Below are 6,846 nucleotides of genomic sequence, written 5' to 3'. Positions count from 1 at the left end.
CGGCGGGCACGTCCACGAGGCAGTCCGGGTGCACGAGCACCTGCTCGGCGAGCCCGCCGTCGATGCTGGACCCGTGGAAGTGGTCGTAGACGGCGCTGCACAGGTGCTCGTTGCCGCCGGTGCAGTGCACGCAGGTGCCGCACGAGCGGTGCGGACGGACGGCGACCAGCCGGCCGTCGGACAGGGTGCCGCCGAACTCGTGGCCCAACGTCACCCCCACCGGACCGGCGGCGACCGCGTGCAGGTCGCTGCCGCAGATGCCGGCCGAGGTGACGGTCACGACCACCCCCTCCGCGGTGGGCACGGGTTCGGGGAGGCGGACGGCGACGATGCCCTCCGCGGTGTTGCGCACTGCTCTCATCGGTCCATCCTCGCCCACGACAGGCCCAGGTCCACGACCACTTTCATGATCCCGGTCGTCCCGCCGTGGATGCCGGTGATCCGCGCGTCGGCTAGGGCCCGCGCGATGGGCTACTCGGTCATGCATGCGTCACACCGGCGGCCTGGCCCGGAAGGTGCGCCCCTTCGGGTGCGCCGCCGGGATCGCGGCCAACAGCTGTCGGGTGTACTCGTGCTCCGGGTCGGAGAACAGCTCGTCCGCCGCCTTGACCTCCACGATCTCCCCCTGCCGCATGACGGCGATCCGGTCGGCGATCACCCGCACCAGCGACAGGTCGTGGGAGACGAAGAGGTAGCCGAGGTCGCTCTCGCGCTGCAGGTCGCGCAGCAGGTTGATCACCGTGGCCCGGATCGACATGTCCAGCGCGGCCACCGGCTCGTCGCACACCACGAGCTGCGGGCCCGAGGCCAACGCCCTGGCGACCGCCACGCGCTGCAGCTGGCCGCCGGACATCTCGTAGGGGTAGCGGTCGAGGTAGTCCGGGCGCAGACCCACGCGCTGGAGCAGCCTGGTCAGGTGCTCCCGGTCCCGGGCCTCGGCCTTGCGGCCCTGCGCGAGCAGCGGCTCGGCGAGCGACTGCCGGACGAGCCGACGCGGGTCGAGGGACTTGTACGGGTCCTGGAAGATCATCGTGGCGGTGCCGCGCAGGCGGTTCAGCGCAGCGCCGCGCAGGGCCCGCACGTCCTGGCCGAGCACGCTGATCTCGCCCTCGTCCGGCTCGATCAGCCGCAGCACCAGGCGTCCGACGGTGGACTTGCCCGCCCCGGACTCGCCGACCAGGGCCAGCGTCTCCCCCGCGGCGACGTCCAGGTCGACGCCGCGCACGGCGTCGTTGGTGCGGGTGACGCGGCCCAGCAGGTCGCGGCCCGCCGGGTAGCTCTTGCGGAGCCCGCGCACCCGCAGCGCGGCGGTGCGGGTCTCCGGCTGGGGACGTGGCGTCGTCACGGTTCTGCCGATCGTGGTGGTGGGGCTCGGGGACGGCCGGCTCGGGAAGGACTCAGTCATGGAAGGCCTCCGCCGGCCGGATCTCCCCGCTGCGCGCGCAGCGGACCGTGTGCTCGTGCGCGCCCACGGAGACGTCGCGCAGCGCGATCCCCGGCGCGGCGCACTCGTCCGCGGCGAACGGGCAGCGCGGGGCGAAACGGCAGCCGTCCACGAACTGGTCGGGCGGCGGGACCATGCCCGGGATGGAGCCCATCCGGTCGGCGTGCCGGACCGGGTCGGGCATCGCGTGCAGCAGGCCCGCGGTGTACGGGTGCGCGGTCCGGTCGAACAGGTCGGTGACCGGGCCCTGTTCGGAGATCCGCCCGGCGTACATCACGGCGGCCCGGTCGCAGACCTCCGCGACGACCCCGAGGTCGTGGGTGATCAGCAGGACGCCGAGGCCGAGCCGCTCCTGCACCTCACCGATCAGCGCGAGCACCTGGCGCTGCACCGTCACGTCGAGTGCGGTGGTCGGCTCGTCCGCGATCAGCAGCTGCGGCTCGCAGGCCAGCGCCATCGCCAACATCACGCGCTGGCACATGCCGCCCGAGAACTCGTGCGGGTACGCGCTCGCCCGCCGCCCGGGGTCCGGGATGCCGACCAGGTCGAACAGCTCGACGGCGCGGCGCCACGCCGTCCGGCGGTCGGTGCGACGATGCCGTCGGACGGACTCGGCGACCTGGTCACCGACGGTGAACGCCGGGTTCAGGCTGCGCCGGGGCTCCTGGAAGATCATCGCCATCTCGGGCCCGCGGATGCGGTCCAGCTCGCGCCCCCGCAGCCCGACGAGCTCGCGGCCGTTGACCCTGACGCTCCCGTGGATCCGGGCGTTGGGCGGCAGCAGGTGCATGATCGCCAGCGAGGTGACGGTCTTGCCCGAGCCGGACTCCCCCACCAGCCCCACCGTCTCGCCGGGCCGGACGGTGAGCGACACGTCCTCCACGATCCGGACCCAGTCCCGGTCGATCCGGATGTCGACCGACATCCCGGAGACCTCCAGGACCGGGTCGCCGGTGCCCGCCGCGGGACCCGACAGCTCCTGGGCGAGGGTCATCGACGTCCTCCGGTCTGCCTGCCGACGGCGTCCCGCAGGCTGTCGCCGAGCAGCGACAGCGCCAGGATCGCCACGACGATCATGATCGCGGGCGGGTACATGCTCCAGGGGTCCTCGGCGATCCGGTCGAAGCCCTCCTTGACCATCGAGCCCCAGCTCGCCGTGGGCGCCTGGGCGCCGAGACCGAGGAAGCTCAGCCCTGACTCGGAGACGATCGCGACGGCCGCGGCGAACGACGTCTGGATCAGCAGCGGAGAGGCGATGTTGGGCAGCACGTGGGTCCGCATGATGCGCAGCGGCCCGGTTCCCGACGCCCGCGCCGCCTCCACGTAGTCCTCGTGCTTGACCTCCCGGGTGCTGATCCGGGTCAGCCGGTAGAACCGCGGCATCAGCAGCACGCCGATCGCGATCATGGCGTTGGTCAGGCTCGGTCCGAGGGCACCCACGATCGCGACCGCGAACAGCAGCGGCGGCAGCGACAGCAGGACGTCGCAGATCCGGCTCAGCAGCCCGTCGAGCACGCCCTCGGCGTACCCGGCCAGCAGGCCCAGCGGCACCCCGACGACGATGGCCAGGCCCACGGCCAGGCCGCTGGAGGTCAGCGCGGTCCACGTCGCGACCATCAACCGGGACAGGATGTCGCGGCCGATGTTGTCCGTGCCGAGCAGGTGCGCGGCCGACGGGCCCTCGAGCCGCGCCAGCAGGTCCTGCGCGTCCGGGTCGTACGGCGTCCAGAATTGCGAGACCAGCGCGACGAGCACCAGCAGGACCAGCACGCCGAGGAAGAACATCCCGGTGCGGTCCCGCAGGAAGCGCTGCGCCACCCGGCCGGGTCGGTACCCGCGCCGCGCGGCGGGCGCCGCCGCGGGCCGGTCGGCCACCGGGGCGCTCACGCGGCACGCACCCGCGGGTTGAAGTAGCCGTAGGAGATGTCGACGGCGAGGTTCACGACGAGCACGATCAGGCCGCTCACCAGCACCACCCCCTGCATGGTCGGCAGGTCCCGGCCCAGCACGGCGTTCACGCCGAGCTGGCCGAAGCCCTGGATGTTGAAGATGGCCTCGACGATCACCGCCGCGCCCACGACCCGGCCCACGTTCAGGCCGAGCACGGTCACGTACGGCACCGCCGCGTTCTTGGCCGCGTGCTTGCCCACCACGAACAGCCGGGACATCCCCTTGGCGCGCGCGGTGCGGACGTAGTCCTCCTCGAGCGCGTCGATCAGCGAGCCGCGGGCCTGCCGGGTCAGCTCCGCGAAGCTGATCGTGGCGATCGCGATGGCCGGGAGGGTGGCGAAGAGCAGCCACTCGTCGAACCCGTCGGACAGGGGCGCGTAGCCGGTGGGCGGGAAGAACTGCGTCCCGCCCAGGGCGAACGCCCCGACCAGCACGGCCGCCAGGACGAACGGCGGCACCGCCATCAGCACGACGGAGCCGCCGGTGATCACCCGGTCGACGATCCCGTTGCGGCGCAGGGCCGCCAGCGCCCCCAGGGGGATGCTGGCGACCACCGCGAGGAGCATGGCGAACACGGCGATGGTCGCGGTCCGGGGCAGGGCCCGGCCGATCACCTCGGTGACCGGCTCGTTCGTCGCGTACGACGTCCCGAGGTCGCCCTGGACCGCGCCCCCCAGGTAGGAGAAGTAGCGTTCCCAGAAGGGCTGGTCAAGGCCGAGGTCGGCCCGGATGGCCGCGATCGCCTCGGGCGAGGCCTCGGGGCCCGCGATGATCGCCGCCGGGTCGCCCGGTGAGATCTCGACCAGCAGGAACACGACCAGGGTGAGCAGCAGGAGCAGCGGCACCACGGTCAGCACGCGGGTCAGTACGAAGCGGAGCATCGTCGCCTCCTCAGGGCTCCTCCGGACGTCAGGAGGACGCGGCCGCCATGGTCAGGTACCGGAAGTCGTAGGGCCCGACCGTCGTCGCGTAGTCCATCTGCGCGCTGAACCCGCCGAGCCGCTCGGTCATCACCCAGGGGTAGGTGACGAACGTGATCGGTGCGGACCACGCCTCGTCGAGCAGGTAGTGCTGGAAGGCCTGGTAGCCGACGCTGCGCTCCTCCGGTGTCTTCCGGTTGTCCGCCGCGGCGGCCAGCAGGGCGTCGAACTCCGGCGTGGTGCCCGCCGGGTTGAGCTGACGACCCCACACGGCGCTCGCGCCCGCGCTGGGCTCGGTGCCCGTCTGGGAGAACTGGACCAGGCCCGCGCTCGTGCCCTCGGCGTAGCGGGAGAAGATCTGGATCGCGTCGACGGTGACCGGGGTGAACCGGATCCCCGCCTCCAGCAGCTGCTGCTGGATCACCTCGATCAGCCCCTTGGTCACCGCGGTCGACACCAGGATCTCGCCCAGGTCCACCCCGCCGGACAGACCGGACTGCGCCAGCTGGGCCTTGGCGCCCTCGACGTCGCGCGGCGTGGGCCGGATCGCGGGGTCGTAGCCGGGCAGGCCCTCGCGGTAGTACTGGTACTTGGCCTGGGAGCCCGGGTAGAGCGCCTGGGTGATCGCCTCGCGGTCCAACGCCAGGTTGATCGCCTTGCGGACGTTCACGTCGTTCATCGGGGCGATGTTCCGGTTGAACATGAAGTCCGTGCTGATGCCCTGCGGGACCGGGACGGTGGCCAGACCGCGCCTGCCCTCGATCGAGGCGACGTTGTTCGGCTGGAACTGCCCGATGTCGATCTGACCGCCCGCGAGCGCGTTGGAGAAGGCCTGGAAGTCACCGATCACCCGGTGTTCGATCTTCGCGACCTTCGCCGCGTCGGCGTCCCAGTAGTCGTCGCGGTCGCGGACCAGCACGAGGGTCTGGCCGGGGGTGAAGGACTCGACCGAGTACGCACCGGAGCCGTTGACCTGGGTCGCCGGGTCGCCGTTCGCGATCAGGTCGGGGTGCATGATGAAGCCCGCCATCTCGGCGAGCACGTACGGCATGGCGGGCGTCGGCCGGTTCAGCGTGAGCGTGAGGGTGTACGGACCGGTGACCGTCACGTCCGTGACCGCGGCCATCCGGTTCTTCACCACCGGGCTCTGCAGCGTGCGCGCCCGGTCGAGGTTCGTCTTGACGACGGCGGCGTCGAGCGCCTTGCCGTCCCGGAACGTGACGCCCTGGCGCAGCGTCAGGTTCAGGCCGAGCCCGTCGGGGGTGTAGTCGAAGGCCTCGACCAGCATCCCCTTCGCCTCGCCCGCCGCCGTCACGGTGAAGAGCCGGTCGTAGAAGGAGGTGAAGCCGAAGCGGAACCAGGCCACCTCGGACTGCGCCATGTGCGGGTCGAGGTGGGTCGGGCCCACGGTCCAGCCCGCACGCAGGGTGGCGGCGGTGTCCGGCGGGCCCGCGGCGACGGCACCACCGCCGCCACCGCCACACGCGGCCAGGAGCGCCGCGGCCAGCACGGCGACGACGACCGTCCGCCAGGCTCTGCGGGGTCGTGCGGGACGTCGGAACTCCACGGTGAGTCCTTTCAGGAGGCACGCCGATCCGGCGCGGCTCCCCATCGGGGCTCGCGCATCGGGCGGGTCGGTCGCGGTCGGGCGGGGGCGCTCGAGGTGCAGCGCTCTCTCGTACGTCTCGTTCGGGCTCGTGCGGTCCGGCCGGTGCGGCCGAGGTGCGTGGGGCGAGGACGGCGACGCAGGCGGGACGCCCGGTTTCGACCTCGATCTCACGGTCCGGTAAAAGAGTGCTCTGAAAAGCCTTCCGTGTCAAGGACCACAGCAGATCTCGGCGGCGACCCGGTCCGAGAGGGTCGACGACCACGCCGAACGCCCGGCACCGAGGCCAGGTCCGACGGAAGAGGATCCTCTACTGGGATCAGCGGTGGGTCGGGGACGGGATGCCCAGGGAGCTCCCGCCGTCGACGGGCAGCACGACACCGGTCACGAACGCGGCCTCGTCCGAGGCCAGGAAGAGTGCCGCGTTCGCGATGTCCCACGCGGTTCCCTGGTGCCCCATCGGGATCAGCGCCTCGCGGGCCGCGACGACCTCCGCGCGCGGCGTTCCGGTCCGTCGCACGACGGCGTCGACCGCCATCGGCGTGTCCACCATCCCCGGCGCGACCACGTTGATCCGCACCCCGTGCGGCGCGTACTCGAGCGCCAACGACCGGCACATCGAGTTCAGGGCCGCCTTCGAGGTCGTGTACGCGATGTTCGCGTGCCCCGCGCCGAAGCTCGCCAGCGACGACACCGCCACCACGGCCCCGCCCCCCTGCTCCCGCAGCACGGGGAGCAGCTCGCGACAGGTCAGCCACAAGCCGGTGAGGTTGACGTCCAGGGCGGCCCGCCAGCGCTCCGGCGCGAGCTCCGCGGTCGGACCGCCGATCATGAGACCCACGTTGAGGTGCAGCACGTCGAGCCTGCCGAGCACGGTGCGGACCGTCCCGGCGAGCGCCGCGAGGTCCTCCTCCGAGGTCACGTCG

The 6,846-nt window shown here is 72.3% G+C and carries 7 protein-coding genes; all 7 read right to left on the bottom strand.

Annotated features, from left to right (window positions below; genetic code table 11):
* On the bottom strand, positions 1-361 hold a 361-nt coding region (locus H5J29_RS16210), incomplete at its 3' end, for an alcohol dehydrogenase catalytic domain-containing protein (protein WP_181781799.1).
* A gap of 129 nt (positions 362-490) precedes the next feature.
* Positions 491-1,345, bottom strand: a complete 855-nt coding sequence (locus tag H5J29_RS16205) for an ATP-binding cassette domain-containing protein (RefSeq protein ID WP_312858263.1) — start codon at positions 1,343-1,345, stop codon at positions 491-493.
* 52 nt (positions 1,346-1,397) lie between these two features.
* Positions 1,398-2,438, bottom strand: a complete 1,041-nt coding sequence (locus H5J29_RS16200; protein ID WP_181781797.1) for an ABC transporter ATP-binding protein — start codon at positions 2,436-2,438, stop codon at positions 1,398-1,400.
* On the bottom strand, positions 2,435-3,331 hold the full coding sequence (locus H5J29_RS16195) for an ABC transporter permease (RefSeq protein WP_181781796.1): 897 nt from the start codon (positions 3,329-3,331) through the stop codon (positions 2,435-2,437). Before H5J29_RS16195 ends, H5J29_RS16200 begins: the two co-directional genes overlap by 4 nt.
* Entirely contained in the window at positions 3,328-4,275 is a 948-nt protein-coding gene (locus H5J29_RS16190) for an ABC transporter permease (RefSeq protein ID WP_181781795.1), read from the bottom strand. Before H5J29_RS16190 ends, H5J29_RS16195 begins: the two co-directional genes overlap by 4 nt.
* A gap of 28 nt (positions 4,276-4,303) precedes the next feature.
* Positions 4,304-5,881, bottom strand: a complete 1,578-nt coding sequence (locus H5J29_RS16185; RefSeq protein WP_181781794.1) for an ABC transporter substrate-binding protein — start codon at positions 5,879-5,881, stop codon at positions 4,304-4,306.
* A gap of 358 nt (positions 5,882-6,239) precedes the next feature.
* Positions 6,240-6,846: SDR family NAD(P)-dependent oxidoreductase (locus H5J29_RS16180; protein ID WP_181781793.1), on the bottom strand; the 607-nt coding region annotated here is incomplete at its 5' end.

Origin of the sequence: Pseudonocardia pini, assembly GCF_013870575.1 — a bacterium.
Taxonomy (GTDB): Bacteria; Actinomycetota; Actinomycetes; order Mycobacteriales; family Pseudonocardiaceae; genus Pseudonocardia; species Pseudonocardia pini.
Note: the sequence above shows the minus strand (reverse complement) of the source record. Positions and strands in the feature narration are given on the sequence as shown.

Coding starts and splice junctions, on each gene's coding strand:
- H5J29_RS16200 (WP_181781797.1), bottom strand. CDS start 2,438: ATGACCCTCGCCCAGGAGCTGTCGGGTCCCGCGGCGGGCACCGGCGAC.
- H5J29_RS16190 (WP_181781795.1), bottom strand. CDS start 4,275: ATGCTCCGCTTCGTACTGACCCGCGTGCTGACCGTGGTGCCGCTGCTC.